Origin of the sequence: Phyllobacterium sp. LjRoot231, assembly GCF_964253365.1 — a bacterium.
Classification (GTDB): domain Bacteria; phylum Pseudomonadota; class Alphaproteobacteria; order Rhizobiales; family Rhizobiaceae; genus Phyllobacterium.
Genome location: NZ_CAXUQT020000001.1, coordinates 4,399,029 through 4,413,356, shown reverse-complemented (window position 1 = coordinate 4,413,356; position 14,328 = coordinate 4,399,029). Strand labels below are relative to the sequence as shown.

Genomic DNA, 14,328 nt, shown 5'->3' with positions numbered 1-14,328 from the left:
TCCGCATGATCTGTTGACAAGTTATACCGAAGTTTGAACAGTGCCGACTTCAATACGAGTAGCGTTGGGAGGACTTTATGTCTATGCGCGCGGTTGTCGGTTTTTCGGCCTTCCTTCTCACTCTCTTCACCCTTTCCGTCCCCGCTGGCGCGGCAGAAGTGAATCGTGATGTCGTCACGACACGGGACGGCGATTATTTCGGTTTTGACCTGCGTACGGAACAGGATGTCACCCAGGACCAGTGCGAATTGGTCTGTCTCGCCGACCAGTCCTGCAAGGCATTCACCTACAATCCAAAGGTGAAATGGTGCTTTCTCAAGTCTGATTTCAATCAGTTGAAAACCTCGCCTGGCTCCATCGCTGGCAAGGTCGTCGAAACCGCCGACGAGCCGGATATTGGCGCTGCGCCGAAGCTGCAATTTGTGTCTGACCAACTGGTACAGGACGCACGGCAGGTCAAGGCGAGCCTGACCCTCACCGATGAGCAGAAGGCGCAGGGCGTCGACGGTCTCGTCGCCAGTGCGCGCAGGGAACTCGGCACGGGCAACATCGAGAACGCGCTCAAAGCTTTTAGAGGTGCATTGGCGGTCACGCCCGACAATGGCGCACTCTGGCTTGAGACGGCGCGTGCGGCCAACCGCGCCGAGAAGAACACCTATATCGCCGGGCAGGCCGCGCTAGCCGCGCTCAACGGCTACCAGTTGACGCGCACGACGCAGAGTCGCGCCGACGCGCTTGCAGTACTCGGCGATGCGCTACAAAACTCCGAGAACTACCGCGCCTCGCTTGACGCCTATAAAGCCAGTCTTGCGCTCGTCAACGCCAAGCCAGTTGAGGCTGCTTATCTGGATTTGAAATCGCGGCAGGGATTCCGCGTCACCAATCATACCATCGATGCGGATAGCGCTAATCCGCGCGCATGCGTCCAGTTCTCTGACCCGTTGGTGAAAATGGGTACGGATTATGCGCCGTTCGTGACGCTGAACGGAGCTGCGCCGAAAGCTGTTGAGGCCAAGGGTAGCGAGATTTGCGTCGAGGGCCTCGACCACGGCCAGCGTTACAAGCTCGCCCTGCGTCCCGGCCTGCCATCCGCGGTGGGCGAAGCTCTTGAAGCGCAGGTCGATCTCGATATCTACATTAAGGACCGGTCGGCCATGGTGCGCTTTACCGGCGACAGTTTTGTTTTGCCGAGCACAGCGCGTCGCGGCATTCCGATCGTTTCAGTCAATACGACAAGCGCCAATCTCAAGCTTTACCGCATCGGCGCTCGCGGCATCGCGCCGCTTCTGACCAGTTCGCAGTTCCTGACCCAGATGGATGGTTACAGTGCCCAGCGGCTGCAGGACGAGTCGGGCGAACTCGTCTGGCAAGGCACGATTGATCTCCAATCCGATCTCAACAAAGACGTCGTCACCAGTTTTCCGGTCGATGAAGCCCTGCCGCAGCGCAAGCCCGGCGTTTATGTCCTGACGGCTGTCTCGCCAGACGCAAAGAACGACGAATGGGACGCGCAAGCGACCCAATGGTTCGTCGTCTCCGATATCGGCCTGACGACCTATGCCGGCACCGATGGCCTCAACGTTTTTGCGCGTTCGCTTGCTTCGGCTCAGCCGCTCATCGGCGTCGAGCTTCAACTGCTTGCCAAAAACAACGAGATACTCGGCACTGCCGTCACCGATACGGAGGGTCGCGCTACGTTTACCGCTGGGCTGATGCGCGGCACGGCTGCCACAGGTCCTGCGGTCATCACCGCCAAGAATGGCGATGCAGATTATGTATTTCTCGATATGACGCGAGCAGGCTTCGACCTTTCTGATCGCGGCGTTACCGGCCGTGCTGCGCCGGGCGCGATCGATATTCTGGCATGGACCGAACGCGGCATCTATCGCGCCGGCGAAACCGTGCATGCCTCGGCATTGGCGCGCGATAATGCCGCCAACGCCGTCGAAAAATTGCCTCTGACCTTCGTGTTCAAACGGCCTGACGGCGTGGAAGATCGCCGCATGGTTAGTGATGGCGTCAATCTTGGCGGGCATACGCTCGATCTGGAGTTGCAAGCCAACTCCATGCGCGGCACCTGGACGATGCAGATTTTCACCGATCCGAAGGGTTCGCCCATTGCCGAAAAGCAATTCCTGGTTGAGGACTTCGTGCCGGACCGGGTCGAATTCGATCTGACCAGCGACGCGAAATTCATCGAAATCGGCAAACCAACGCCGGTGAAGGTGGACGGCCGCTTTCTCTATGGCGCGCCTGCGGCCGGGCTTGAACTTGAAGGCGAAGTCGCGCTGAAGCCCACGCACGAAAGCGCGGATTTCAAGGGCTATTTCTTCGGTCTTGCCGATGAGGAAGCAAGTGAAAACACGAGCGTTCCGCTCGAAGATTTGCAACCACTGGACGAGAACGGCAAGGCGACCTTCGATGTATCGCTGGCTGACGCTCCGTCGACGACACAGCTGCTCAACGCAGATGTGGTCGTGCGCATGCAGGAAACAGGCGGCCGGGCGGTGGAGCGCACATTGACGCTGCCGGTCAGGCAGCAAGGCTCGATGATTGGCATCAAGCCTGAATTTTCCGGTGCTCTCGCCGAAAACTCCGTTGGCAAATTTCACGTGATCGCCGTTGACGAGAATGGCCAGAAGCAGGCCATGCAGGGGCTCCTGTGGAAACTCGTCAGCGTCGAGCGCAACTATCAATGGTATCGCGACGGCAATTCATGGAAATACGAGCCGATCCTGTCGACCAAGCTGGTAGCGAACGGCGAAGTGAACGCAACCGCCGATGGAGCCGACATTTCGGTGCCAGTCACTTGGGGTCAGTTCCGTCTGGAAGTCGAAACTGCGGCTGCGGATGGCCCGACATCCAGCGTCGAGTTCGATGCCGGCTACTATGTCGCGACAACCTCCACGGAAACGCCTGACGGTCTCGAGATCGCCCTCGACAAGGACAATTACGCTCCTGGCGACACGGCAAAGTTGAAAGTGTCGCCGCGTTTTGCTGGCGAGCTGCTGGTTACTGTCGGTGCTGAGAGCCTGTTGACGACAAAGCGGGCAAGCATTCCCGCTGAAGGCGGTGAAGTCGATATTCCCGTCACCGCCGATTGGGGCGCAGGTGCCTACGTCACGGCCACACTATTTCGTCCGGGCGATGCGCAGGAAACCCATATGCCGATGCGCGCCATCGGCATCAAATGGCTTAACGTCAATCCGGGCGATCGCAATCTGGCTGTAAAGCTGGATACGCCGCCGAAGACCGAGCCGCGTAAGCCGCTGAACATCGCGCTGCAGGTAACAGGTGCCGGCGCCAATGAAAATGCCTTCGTAACGGTTGCCGTAGTAGATGTCGGCATTCTCAATCTCACCCGCTATGAAGCGCCCAATCCCGACGGCTGGTATTTCGGTCAGCGCCAGCTCGGTCTTGAAATCCGCGATCTTTACGGCCGTCTGATCGATGGTTCGCAGGGCGCAACGGGCAAGCTGCGAACCGGTGGTGACGGCGCCCAGATGCCGATGCAGGGCAGCCCGCCCACTGAAAAGCTGATTGCGTTCTTCTCCGGACCCGTGAAACTGGACCCACAAGGCAAAGCCAATGTCAGCTTCGATATTCCGCAGTTCAATGGAACTGCGCGTGTCATGGCTGTCGCCTGGTCGAAGTCCGGCGTCGGCCATGCCACCTCCGACGTGGTCATTCGCGATCCGGTGGTCGTCACCGCCAGCCTGCCGAAATTCCTCGCTCCCGGCGATAAGGCTGCGTTGCGGCTCGATATTGCCAATACCGATGCGCCGGCTGGCGATTATCAGGTACAGATAACCAGCAATCCCGTTGTGAAGGTAGACCAGCCGGGCGCATCGCAGACCATCACTCTGGCGGCTGGCGGTAAGTCTAACCTTACCCTGCCGCTCACCGGCAATCTGCCGGGCGATGGCGTGGTATCGGTCAAGCTATCGAATGTTGCCGGTCTCTCGCTTGAACAGACCCTCAATGTCCCGGTTCGACCAGCGACCTTGCCGATGACTGTACGCAAGCCGATCAAGCTTGCACCAAACAGTAGCCTCAAGGTGGATAGCGAATTGCTGGCTGGCAGCGTCCTGCAGGGCGCTTCGGTCAGCCTGAATGTCACCCGTTCGGCCGCCTTTGATATTCCTGCCTTGCTGATGACTCTCGACCGCTACCCCTATGGCTGCGCCGAGCAAACGACCAGCCGCGCCCTGCCACTGCTCTATATGAGCGAACTCGCCAGGCAATCCGGCATTGCCGAAGACGGCGAGGTGCAGAAACGCGTGCAGGAAGCGATTTACCGTGTCCTGTCCTACCAGTCGTCCTCGGGAAGTTTTGGTCTGTGGGCTCCGGGTTCCGGCGACCTTTGGCTTGATGCCTATGTCACGGATTTCCTCACCCGTGCCCGCGAGCAGAAGTACAATGTGCCGGAACAGGCTCTGGTACAGGCGCTGGAAAACCTGCAGAACTCGCTGAGCTACGACGTGAACGTCAAGGATCAGGGCAATGAGATCGCTTATGCGCTCTATGTTCTGGCGCGTAACCGCAAGGCGGCTATCAGCGATTTGCGTTACTACGCCGACACGAAACTCGCCGAGTTCCCGACGCCATTGTCACGCGCGCACCTTGCGGCAGCTCTATCGCTCTATGGTGACGCCCAGCGCTCGCAGAGCATCTTCACCAATGCGCTGCAGCAGTCTACCACGGTGACCAATGTCAGCCTGGTCCGCTCGGATTATGGCTCATCCCTGCGTGACGATGCTGCGGTTCTGGCGCTTGCTGCCGAGAGCCGGCCGGTCCCGCCGATCATTCCGCAACTGTCGAAGATCGTTGCCAACGAATGGGAGCACAAGATTTACACGAGCACGCAAGAACAGACATGGATGCTGCTTGCGGCACGTGCGGTTCAGGATGGCGACAAGGATCTGCAGCTTGACATCAATGGCGCTGCCCATAGCGGAGGCTATGCTGCACGATTGACCGGCGATGAGTTGCTGGCACAGCCTGTGACCATCACCAACGCAACCGCGGAGCCCGTGTCGGCAGTGGTGACGATGGTGGCATCCCCGTCGCAGCCACTACCTGCCGGCGGCGACGGTTTCAACATCGAGCGTACCTACTACACGCTTGATGGCAAGGAGGCCAATGTCAGCCAGGCCAAGCAGAACGAGCGCTACGTGGTCGTTCTGAAGGTCACAGAAAACAACAACTGGCCGTCGCGCGTGTTGATCACCGATCTTTTGCCTGCCGGTTTCGAAATCGATAATCCTGGCCTCGTCAACAGCGCCAGCCTGTCGAATTTCGATTGGATCGGCGAAGTGGAAGCGGCGCATACGGAGTTCCGCAGCGATCGTTTCGTAGCGGCCTTCGATCGGGCGATGGGGGACAATGGCGAAATCACCTTGGCCTATGTGGTCCGTGCGGTGACACCCGGCACTTATGATCATCCGGCAGCCAGCGTCGAGGACATGTATCGTCCGCAGTTCTCTGCACGCACGGCAACCGGCCGAATGGAGGTCGTCGCAGCACAATAGGAATAATGCTGCCCTTACCCTCCCCCTTGTGGGGAGGGTCGGACCGAAGGGCCGGGGTGGGGGTAAGGAAGGCTCATAGAGCAGGAAAGTTTGATGGACACAATGCCTTCGCCCCCCCACCCCGCTGCTGCGCAGCGACCCTCCCCACGTTGGGGGAGGGTGAGCGTTGCAATTTCGGCCAATCTGGTGCTGGCCACGATGCTTGCGTTTGGCCTTGATGCAGCCGACCACGCCTTTCCGCCGCCGTTGGAAAAGGCGAGGGAGGTTTCGACCGAAGTTCTCGATGCGGATGGGCAGTTGCTGCGCGCTTTCGCGACATCCGAAGGCCGTTGGCGGCTTGGCACGACGGCAAAGGACGTCGATCCGCAATTCGTCCGCATGCTCATCGCCTATGAGGATCAGCGTTTCTGGCAGCACCGGGGCATTGACCCCATTGCACTTGCACGCGCCGCCGTGCAGCTTGTCAGCAATGGCCGCATCGTCTCGGGTGCCTCGACCCTGTCCATGCAGGTGGCTAGGCTTATCGAGCCGCGCGAGGGCCGGTCGCTCACCGCAAAATTCCAGCAACTGGTTCGTGCGCTGCAGATCGAGCGGCGTCTGAGCAAGGCGGAAATCCTCGATCTTTATTTGTCACTCGCACCCTATGGCGGCAATCTCGAGGGCATTCGCGCCGCAAGCCTTGCCTATTTTGGCAAGGAACCGCGCCGCCTTACCGTGGCGCAGTCCGCGCTGCTCGTCGCTCTGCCGCAATTGCCGGAAAGACGTAGGCCAGACCGTAACCTCGCCCTGGCCGAAGCTGCGCGCGGTCGCGTGCTGCATCGCATGGCGGTCGAGAAAGTGTTGGGTGAGGGCGAAGCCGAGCGGGCCGGTCTTGCACCAATTCCATCACGTCGTATGCAGCTGCCGGCCTATGCCGCGCATCTGGCGGAAGCGGCGCAGCGCAAGGAACCTAACGTCAAGCGCCATCAAACCACGCTGCACCGGGCGATCCAGCAGGGATTGGAAGCAGTCGCGAGGGACGCGGCGGGCAAGCTCGGTCCCAAGGTATCGGTCGCCATGGTCATGGCCGATGTTCGCACCGGAGAGATTGTTGGCGAAATGGGATCTGCGGATTATTTCGACGCCAGCCGCTCGGGCTGGATCGACATGACCCGTATCAACCGCTCACCCGGTTCGACGCTCAAGCCCTTTATCTACGGCTTGGCCTTCGAGGATGGTCTGGTTAGCCAGGAGACCATCATCGAGGATAGGCCCGCCGACTTTTTCGGGTATCGGCCGCGCAATTTCGACATGAGCTATCAGGGCGATGTCAGCATCAGGCAAGCGTTGCAATTGTCGCTCAACGTACCGGCTGTCCGGCTGCTCGATGTCGTCGGCCCGACCCGGCTGATGGTTCGTTTCCGTCGTTCTGAAGTACGGCCGGTGTTGCCGCCAAATGAAGCGCCGGGCCTTGCCATCGGCCTCGGTGGTGTCGGCATTACATTGAAGGATCTCGTGCAACTCTATGCCGGTCTTGCCAATCGCGGCAGGCCGATGCAACTCGGCGATGGTATTCAGGACAAGCCGGGCACTATCGAAGGCGAACCATTGCTCGAACCGGTGGCGGCGTGGAACGTTGCCGACATTCTCTCCGGTGTCATGCCGCCCCTCGGGTCAGGTCAGCGCGGCATCGCTTACAAAACCGGCACGAGCTATGGTTACCGCGACGCGTGGTCGGTTGGTTTCGATGGCAATTATGTGCTTGGCGTCTGGGTCGGCCGGCCTGACAATGGCGCGGTACCGGGACTGACCGGCTACGGCTCGGCTGCCCCGGTTCTGTTCGAAGGTTTTGCAAAGTCCGGCGTCGCCATCACGCCCCTGCCACCTGCACCAGCGGGCGCAGTTCGCATTGCGCAGGCGCAATTGCCCATTAGCCAGCGGCGGTTTTCGATGAATTCGAGCGGCTTGCTCACTGCGTCGACACGCGAACCAGCACCGCAGATCGTCTATCCACCAGAGGGTGCACGCATTGAGCTCGGAGCGAAAACAGGCGGTGAAATCATGCCGCTGGCGCTGAAACTGCAAGGCGGACGTGCACCGTTCCGTTGGCTCGCCAATGGCAAACCCTTACCGGAAACCTCACGCCGTCGCGTCAACCAATGGGTTCCGGACGGTGGTGGATATTCGACTCTGACCGTCATCGATGCCGTTGGCCGTGCGGCAAGTGTCCGGGTGTTTGTGGATTGAGACATGAAAGGCGGCGCCATGGCGCCGCCTTTGTAGACCGATGATTAACGTGCCTGCACGAGCGCCGAAATGATACCGGAAGTAATGCTGATCAGAGCGTAATCATTGTCGGCCTTCACCCACTGGTAACCGCGCGGAGGCGTCTTCAGGTGATAGCGGTGGTAATCACGAACAACGTTGCGGCGGTAATTGTAGGGAAGCGCATGACCACGTGACCAGCGCGTCTTATGTACCACGACCTTCTTCTTGACGATCACTTCTCGCTGCTGATGACCGTATTGGTTTCCCTTGTAATTCTGCTGCTGGGCGAATGCGGCAGGCGTCGCGATCAGGGAGATGGCAAGCGCTGCCAGAGCGATCTTTTTCATGTTGTTTCCTCGTCAGTTGCGTGGTTGATTTAAACCACGGGTTGTCTTGGGACACCCCAGTTTTAGGCCTGACGAGATGAATGAAAACTGAACGCCAATCTAAACAATTTGTAATGTTTTAAAGGGTTTATCGGTGATTTTTGAAGCCGGCAAAATGAAACATCAGCCGTAGCGGCTGATGTTGAGCTGCGATGCGTCCACGTCCGGCGATTTTCCGGAGATGAGGTCGGCAAGGACACGGCCGGAACCGCAGGACATCGTCCAGCCAAGCGTGCCATGACCGGTGTTTAGATAAAGATTGGAGTATTTCGTGCCACCGCCAATGATCGGCGGACCATCCGGCGTCATCGGTCGTAGGCCGGTCCAGAAGCTTGCCTTGCTGAGGTCACCACCCTTGGGGAAAAGGTCGCCAACCGAGTGTTTCAATGTCGCCTGCCGCTTGTCGCGCAAAGTGAGATCGTAGCCCGAAATCTCTGCCGTACCGCCAGCGCGGATACGGTCACCAAGGCGGGTGATTGCGACCTTGTAGGTTTCATCCATGACGGTCGAAACCGGAGCGCCATCTGCGTTGGTGATCGGGACCGTGATGGAATAGCCTTTTACCGGATAGACGGGGATATACACGCCGATGCTTCGCAGCAGGAAAGGGGAGTAACTGCCGAAGGCGACGACATAGGCATCGGCCGTCAGTTCCTCGGTCTCGGTCGATACGCTGGCGATGCGGCTGGTGCTGGTGTTGATGGACGTGATTGCGGTGTTGAACCGGAACGTCACACCAGCCTCGACGCAAAGAGCGGCGAGCTTTTCGGTAAATATCTGGCAGTCGCCGGTTTCATCGCCGGGGAGTCGCAAGCCCCCGACAAACTTGCCTTTGACATTGGCCAATGCCGGCTCGGCGGCGATACACCCGGCGGGATCGAGAAGCTCGTAGGGAACACCAAACTGCTTCAATACTTCTATGTCGCCGCCGGTGCCGTCATACTGGCTCTGCGTGCGGAAGAGCTGAAGGGTGCCCATGGCGCGTTCATCATAGGCAATGCCGACTTCGGAGCGCAGTGCCTTCAGGCAATCGCGGCTATATTCGGCGATCGGAACCATGCGTGACTTGTTCCGGGCATAGCGCATCGATGTGCAGTTGCGCAGCATCTTGACCAGCCACAGTGCCATATAGGGATCGAATTTCGGCCGCACGACGAGCGGCCCGAAATGCATCAGCATCCATTTGATCGCCTTGACCGGCACACCCGGCCCGGCCCATGGCGAGGAATAGCCCGGCGATATCTCCCCGGCATTGGCAAAGCTCGTCTCCCGCGCCGGTCCGGGCTGGCGGTCGATGACGGTGACCTCATGTCCCGCCAGCGCCAGATACCAGGCCGATGTGACGCCGACGACGCCACTGCCAAGGACGAGTACTTTCATAACCGGGAGACTCCTTCAAACAATGCGATACCCTTGGAAGAAAGGGCAATGATGATGACTCGCACTGTAGTGATGGAGAATTGTTTCTTTCCAGACATTTCTTGGCTATGCGCGGAAATGTCTTGTTTTTCCGGCGCATAAGCAAAATCTGGACAAAATAAAAGGCCGGGAAAACCCGACCTTCTCAAATTCATCTCTGCTATCAGTGCCAGTACATCCGTGGTCAAAGACGCGAAGATGAATTATTTATCAGCCAGCCTGAAGCTGATCAGCAGTCATTTTGCCGGACTTGTTGTCACGGACCAATTCGAAGCTGATCTTCTGACCGTCATTGAGGCTGCGCATACCAGCGCGCTCAACGGCAGAGATGTGTACGAATACATCTGCTGAACCATCATCTGGTTGAATGAAGCCGAAGCCCTTTGTGGAATTGAACCACTTTACTGTTCCAGTGCTCATGATGAACCCTTTCAATGGAAATATTTTAATACAGGGCACGACGCGCCATGCAGTTTTTAGCTCGATTTTTGAAGAAGGATCTTTCAGAGCGCCTGTGGCGCAATAAAACTAATAACAAACTACCAAATACCGATAGCCCATACATAAGGCTAAGCGCTTGTTTCGTCAATGCCAAGGTCCGAGAAATAATTTCGAAAGACTGAACCAAAGTCTATTTCTCAATCTTTCCGGGACTTTTCTATTTCGAAATATTTTCCCCGCACCACACGGGCACAGGAAGAAATGCGCAATATGGGGCAGCAATGATTCGCCCGTGAAGGCACAATCGTAGGACGTCCCGCGTCTGTATTGGAGAGTTATTTGGCTTTGGTCGTCCGAGCAGTCTTCTTTGCCTTGGGGACTGCCGGCGGACGCGCGGCGATTTCTGCCTGCTCCTGAGCCTCCTTGGCAAGCCGCAATGCCTTCAGACGCGCCGTCTTGCTTTCCCACTTGTTGGTTTCATCATTGATGATGGCGGAGGCCGCAGCGGTGGTTGCCAGGCTTTTCTGTTCCGAAGGGCTCAGGACCCGCTTCGGGCGGACACCAACTTCAGGCATCTGTTTTGGACTGTGTTTCATTGCATCTCGCATTGCTGGATATGCAACCATCGCACGCGGCGGCTTCCAAGTCTATCGTGCTGTCATATCGCGGCCAGAACCGAGTCCCGGCTTCCAGCCCCTTGCAAAACCATAGGACATGGCAAGCGAAGCATATTCGATCTCGCGCAAAAGGAATTCCCGCTCAGCCAGAAGCGCGGCGATTGTCGCCCTCACGTCGCCCTGATGATAAGCCAGAGCCTCATCGATTTCGTCTTCCGGTTGTTGGGATATGGCGTTCATCAGAATCTCCTTTTCACAAAGATTGCCACAACCGCGTATATATGAAAAGGAATTTGTTCCTGTTTTGTTCACATTTCTACAAAGCCCATGGGGCTGGGTATCCAACGCCATCCAATCGCCGCTGGTCACCCATTTGCGTTATGAGGTCCTTTAGTACGAAAGCCCCGACCATCGACGGGGCTTGCTTGGTTAGATCAGCCCTTTGGCTTGGCCTTCGGCGTTGTGCTTTCCGCCTTTTTGATCATGGAGCTGAAAGGAACGTCGGCCTTGGGGGCAACCTTCTCTTTCTTGGGTTTTCGCACTTCGCGATTGCTTTTCTGTTGTCCTTTGGCCATGGCGGCTCTCCTACAAAGTTACAAATTAGACTGCTGGACGAGGCTTTTTCGATTGCGGGCCGCTTGCATCACAAGAACCAAAATCGAGTGCGTACAGAATCGGTCATTTGGAATGAGATTGGCGGGTCGAGAACCTCTGACGCCGCGAAGAGCCAAGCTTGGCCAAAAGACGATTCGCAATTGTAGGTCGTCATTTGCGGCTTAATTGCGGCTCCAGATAGTGCTGGCGCGCCCCTTCGAACGGTGGTAAAATTCTGTCAGTTGCCTCAAAAGTCGAAGTTTCCCCGCTGGATCCCCCGGTCCACGCGGCTTGGTGGCATTTGGAGGATACTTACCATGTTGAACCGCGCGATTACCTTCCTGAAAAGGCTGAAAACCCCTGTCACAGTATCGCCTGATACTGTCGTGAAGGCCGCAAAACCGGCCACAAAGAAACCCGCACGTCGTGTAAACCCCGATAGCGATGGACAGCAACGCCGCCTGCGGCAGCTCATCGAGCATAACCGGCTTATCTGATTGCCCCCTGTCGAGCCGGTGCGGTTCTCTTCCAGCACCGGCCTTTTTGTGTCGCCTTATCCGAGACTTCCCGCAAAACGCTCCGGCAACCGATCGCGCTTGACAGCTTCAGCGATGAAATCGACAAAGACGCGTGTCTTGGCAGGCAGTAGCGTGCGATTGGCGTAGTAGATCGAGATTGGTCCCGCATCCGCATACCATTGCGGAACGAGACGAATTAAACGGCCGTTTTCAAGATAAGGCAGGGCATCCGGCACGGCGATCAATGTCACCCCAAGACCGAGCAGCGCCGCCTGACACATTGCTGCGGGATCGTTGAGCACGATCCTCTCCGCCGGCGTTGCCAGCATTTCTTCGCCATGAACGTTTCGCATTGTCCACTGCCGCACGCGGCCGGTGCGCGTGGCGCGCATGACGATTCCGTCCAGCGAAGCGATGCCCTCCGGATTGGTTGGCGGGGTGCGCCCACTCATATAGCCGGGGGATGCAACGGCGATGATATGCGCCGGCACCAGCGTCCGTGCCACAACGCCCTGCGCCAGCTCGAAGCCTCCACCGATTGCCGCATCGAACCCTTCGGCAATCAGGTCGACCTGACGATTGTCCAGTTGCCAGTCAGGACGGATCAAAGGATATTTCTCAAGAAAGGCGGGGAGGAGCGGCAGGATATAGCTCATGCCTAAAGTCGGACTCATGCTGATCTTGAGCACCCCGGAGGGTTGGCCGCGATCGGTGGCAATGCCTGCTATAGCCGACTGCAATGCATCGAGATTTCCCTGTACGGCTTGCAGAAAGTGTTCGCCTTCTTCGGTCAATGTCAATTTTCGTGTGCTGCGGTGAAAGAGCCGGACGCCCAGGTTGCGCTCCAGCATTGCAACGTTCCGGCTGACCGCCGCGGGGGTCACGCCCAAACGCCTTGCCGCTGTGGAGAAGCCACCACTCTCCGCGCTGCGTACAAAGGATTCGAGATTGGCCAGCGTTTCCATGGGACAACCTTCAACGATTCGTTGAAAGTAATAAAAGCTGTTACTCGCTTATCGTCAATGAATGATTGGCCTATTTTCGCTCCAGGAAAATTCACCGCTACAGCCTGACCATTCCTGTAGCCTGAAAGGAGCACAATCATGAGCATTGGTATTATCGGATCCGGAGCAATCGGCTCGGCCTTCGCGCGGGCGCTTGCCGGCGCGAAGATTGAAGCCACGATCGCCAACAGCCGCGGACCGGGGTCACTCAACGAACTTGTCGATGAACTTAGGCCTTACATCAAGGCAGGAACGCGCGAAGAAGCTGCGAGCGCTGATATTGTGCTTGTGGCAGTCAACTGGACAAAGCTGCCTGGAGCGCTTGCCGATCTGCCGGCCTGGAACGGCCGCATCGTCATCGACGCCAACAATCCGATCGAGGCACCGCTTTTCCAGCCGATCGATCTCAAAGGGCGGTCATCCAGCGAAGTCGTGGCCGATCTGGTGCCGGGCGCGAGGCTGGTAAAGGCATTCAACCATCTCCAGGCGCATCTCGTTTCGGGTGATCCTCGGGCAGAAGGCGGCCGCCGTGTTCTCTTCTATTCAGGCGATGACAGCACAGCCAAAGCTGAGGTTGGCTCGCTGATCGAGCGGCTTGGTTTCTTCGGCCTGGATCTTGGGCCGCTCGCCGTTGGGTCACGGCTTGTCCAGTTTCCCGGCGGCCCTTTGCCAGTACATAATCTGGTCAAATTCGGCTGAGTTGCGGGCACTCAGGGATAGAGCAGGAGGAGAAGCACTATGAACAAGGCGAACATTGCAAAGTTTATCCAGAAGATGGCAGTTCGCAAATACATTTCAAACCTCCATGTTTCTCATATGAAGGTGAGGCTTGGCACCGCCCGGGGAGGGCATAATAGGTAAAGTCGATGCCAAGCCCCCGCTGACGGAAATAGGGTCAGCGTAATACAACGCTGACAGAAGTCATTCGTTCCATTGTGTCCCCGCCATAGACAATTCCTGTCCGCGCGAACGCGGTTCCGATCAGCCAGATAACAGCGAGAAATACCAACGCAATAGCAGCGAGTAGCAAGAGGCCGGTAAACTTCACCGGCTGATGATCATTCTCAGACATGAGGGACATCTCAAAATTGTGCTTGCGCACTTAATACAACTTATACGCGAATTATCAACGAGAACATGTGTGAGTATGGGGGATCAAAAGATCGGAAGCGTGTGGTCAAGCCTGCTTGCGCCCCACGATCCGGGCGGCGTGAGTTGGCCAATCAGGCATGCAGGCGGTCCGAAAGACTGCTTGATTGCTGAGTATTCTGGTTGGCATCACTTGCATTTCTTGATCTGACCAGCATCGTTCCAGCCTCCCAACATCCCCAGAGAATGGCGGCCATGATCACCGCCAGGATCAGAAAGTCTTTTGTTTCCAGCGGCTGAAAATCGGACTGACGCATACGCGCGTTACTCCATAACGATAGTGATAGCGGTCCCTGATCCGACGCTATCATAGGCACGCCACGACCCCTATTGCTCCTGATTAGTCCTTTCGATTTAGTCCCCGAAGCCGCATTGATATGGAAACCTCCCTGTTGGTATGAGTGGCAACGCATGAAAGGGTA

The 14,328-nt window shown here is 57.5% G+C and carries 13 protein-coding genes; 4 read left to right on the top strand and 9 right to left on the bottom strand.

The window, feature by feature from the left end:
• Nucleotides 1-83: 83 nt before the first annotated feature.
• Nucleotides 84-5,531 (top strand): MG2 domain-containing protein, encoded by a 5,448-nt coding sequence (locus ACSQ3H_RS22040; protein ID WP_436119535.1) that lies wholly within the window; start codon nucleotides 84-86, stop codon nucleotides 5,529-5,531.
• Nucleotides 5,532-5,729: 198 nt separating this feature from the next.
• The gene (gene pbpC, locus ACSQ3H_RS22035) at nucleotides 5,730-7,757 is read left to right on the top strand and encodes a penicillin-binding protein 1C (RefSeq protein WP_436119534.1); all 2,028 of its coding nucleotides are present in this window, start codon (nucleotides 5,730-5,732) and stop codon (nucleotides 7,755-7,757) included.
• 44 nt (nucleotides 7,758-7,801) lie between these two features.
• Here the strand turns inward: pbpC and ACSQ3H_RS22030 are convergent, their stop codons facing one another.
• The 6 genes from ACSQ3H_RS22030 to ACSQ3H_RS22005 all read right to left on the bottom strand — a co-directional run bounded on the left by ACSQ3H_RS22030 (nucleotide 7,802) and on the right by ACSQ3H_RS22005 (nucleotide 11,216).
• Nucleotides 7,802-8,125, bottom strand: coding sequence for an RcnB family protein (locus ACSQ3H_RS22030; RefSeq protein ID WP_436119007.1), 324 nt, complete (start codon nucleotides 8,123-8,125; stop codon nucleotides 7,802-7,804).
• 162 nt (nucleotides 8,126-8,287) lie between these two features.
• Nucleotides 8,288-9,544, bottom strand: a complete 1,257-nt coding sequence (locus tag ACSQ3H_RS22025) for a D-amino acid dehydrogenase (RefSeq protein ID WP_436119006.1) — start codon at nucleotides 9,542-9,544, stop codon at nucleotides 8,288-8,290.
• Nucleotides 9,545-9,793: 249 nt separating this feature from the next.
• The gene (locus ACSQ3H_RS22020) at nucleotides 9,794-10,003 is read right to left on the bottom strand and encodes a cold-shock protein (RefSeq protein WP_091881096.1); all 210 of its coding nucleotides are present in this window, start codon (nucleotides 10,001-10,003) and stop codon (nucleotides 9,794-9,796) included.
• A gap of 356 nt (nucleotides 10,004-10,359) precedes the next feature.
• Nucleotides 10,360-10,620 (bottom strand): hypothetical protein, encoded by a 261-nt coding sequence (locus tag ACSQ3H_RS22015; RefSeq protein ID WP_436119005.1) that lies wholly within the window; start codon nucleotides 10,618-10,620, stop codon nucleotides 10,360-10,362.
• Between the two features lie 51 nt (nucleotides 10,621-10,671).
• The gene (locus ACSQ3H_RS22010; protein ID WP_436119004.1) at nucleotides 10,672-10,881 is read right to left on the bottom strand and encodes a hypothetical protein; all 210 of its coding nucleotides are present in this window, start codon (nucleotides 10,879-10,881) and stop codon (nucleotides 10,672-10,674) included.
• A 194-nt stretch (nucleotides 10,882-11,075) separates the two neighbouring features.
• Nucleotides 11,076-11,216 carry a hypothetical protein gene (locus tag ACSQ3H_RS22005; RefSeq protein WP_436119003.1) on the bottom strand — a complete coding sequence of 47 codons (141 nt, stop codon included), beginning with the start codon at nucleotides 11,214-11,216 and terminating at the stop codon, nucleotides 11,076-11,078.
• 336 nt (nucleotides 11,217-11,552) lie between these two features.
• On the opposite strand from ACSQ3H_RS22005, the gene ACSQ3H_RS22000 reads away from it, so the two are divergent.
• Complete coding sequence (locus ACSQ3H_RS22000; RefSeq protein ID WP_436119002.1) at nucleotides 11,553-11,732, top strand: hypothetical protein; 180 nt, start codon at nucleotides 11,553-11,555, stop codon at nucleotides 11,730-11,732.
• Nucleotides 11,733-11,788: 56 nt separating this feature from the next.
• On the opposite strand, the gene ACSQ3H_RS21995 is transcribed toward ACSQ3H_RS22000, so the two are convergent.
• Nucleotides 11,789-12,718 carry a LysR substrate-binding domain-containing protein gene (locus ACSQ3H_RS21995; RefSeq protein WP_436119001.1) on the bottom strand — a complete coding sequence of 310 codons (930 nt, stop codon included), beginning with the start codon at nucleotides 12,716-12,718 and terminating at the stop codon, nucleotides 11,789-11,791.
• 138 nt (nucleotides 12,719-12,856) lie between these two features.
• Between ACSQ3H_RS21995 and ACSQ3H_RS21990 the strand changes: the two genes are divergently transcribed.
• Entirely contained in the window at nucleotides 12,857-13,456 is a 600-nt protein-coding gene (locus ACSQ3H_RS21990; protein WP_436119000.1) for an NADPH-dependent F420 reductase, read from the top strand.
• Nucleotides 13,457-13,652: 196 nt separating this feature from the next.
• Here ACSQ3H_RS21990 and ACSQ3H_RS21985 read toward each other — a convergent pair whose 3' ends face one another.
• The gene (locus ACSQ3H_RS21985) at nucleotides 13,653-13,829 is read right to left on the bottom strand and encodes a hypothetical protein (protein ID WP_436118999.1); all 177 of its coding nucleotides are present in this window, start codon (nucleotides 13,827-13,829) and stop codon (nucleotides 13,653-13,655) included.
• Nucleotides 13,830-13,980: 151 nt separating this feature from the next.
• The gene (locus ACSQ3H_RS21980) at nucleotides 13,981-14,163 is read right to left on the bottom strand and encodes a hypothetical protein (protein WP_436118998.1); all 183 of its coding nucleotides are present in this window, start codon (nucleotides 14,161-14,163) and stop codon (nucleotides 13,981-13,983) included.
• Between the last annotated feature and the right edge of the window lie 165 nt (nucleotides 14,164-14,328).